The organism is Pseudomonas sp. EL_65y_Pfl2_R96 (assembly GCF_963970905.1).
Taxonomy (GTDB): domain Bacteria; phylum Pseudomonadota; class Gammaproteobacteria; order Pseudomonadales; family Pseudomonadaceae; genus Aquipseudomonas.
In genome coordinates, this window is the sequence record NZ_CAXAQH010000321.1 from 1 (window position 1) to 461 (window position 461).

At 68.5% G+C, this 461-nt stretch carries 2 protein-coding genes; one reads left to right on the plus strand and one right to left on the minus strand.

Annotation, left to right across the window (positions count from 1 at the left end; genetic code table 11):
- Positions 1-281: J domain-containing protein (locus tag AACY49_RS30840; protein WP_339528088.1), on the plus strand; the 281-nt coding region annotated here is incomplete at its 5' end.
- Between the two features lie 4 nt (positions 282-285).
- Here the strand turns inward: AACY49_RS30840 and AACY49_RS32040 are convergent.
- Entirely contained in the window at positions 286-444 is a 159-nt protein-coding gene (locus AACY49_RS32040; RefSeq protein WP_445262690.1) for a hypothetical protein, read from the minus strand.
- Positions 445-461: the final 17 nt, after the last annotated feature.

Consider the following 461-nt stretch of genomic DNA (forward strand, 5'->3'; position numbering starts at 1 on the left):
CCGATTTCAGCGATCCGCTCGACGCGATCGGCGCGCGTTTCCGGCGCAAGATGGAGCCAGAGCGGAAGGACGGGCGGCCTTTGTCGGAGGTCGACCGGCGCTCGCTCAAGGTGCTGGGGCTCGCCCCCGATGTCGACCGGCGCGGTTTGCGCGAACGCTATGCCGAATTGGTGCGCAAATATCACCCCGATCGCAATGGCGGCGACCGCAGTTTCGAGAGCAAGCTGCAGGACGTGATCGCGGCCTACACCCAGCTAAAGAGCGCGGCGGCGTTCGCCTGAACGCTCAATGCTCCGCGACGGCAGCGTCACCCGGGCCGACCACGCCGAAGACGACGCCGTGCGGATCGCTCGCCACGATGATGCGGTCGCCGCCGGGGACCTCGATCGGCCCCATCGTCACGCTGCCGCCCGCCTCGGTCACCTTGGCGGCTGCCGCCTCGATGTCGGGCGCGCTGAAAT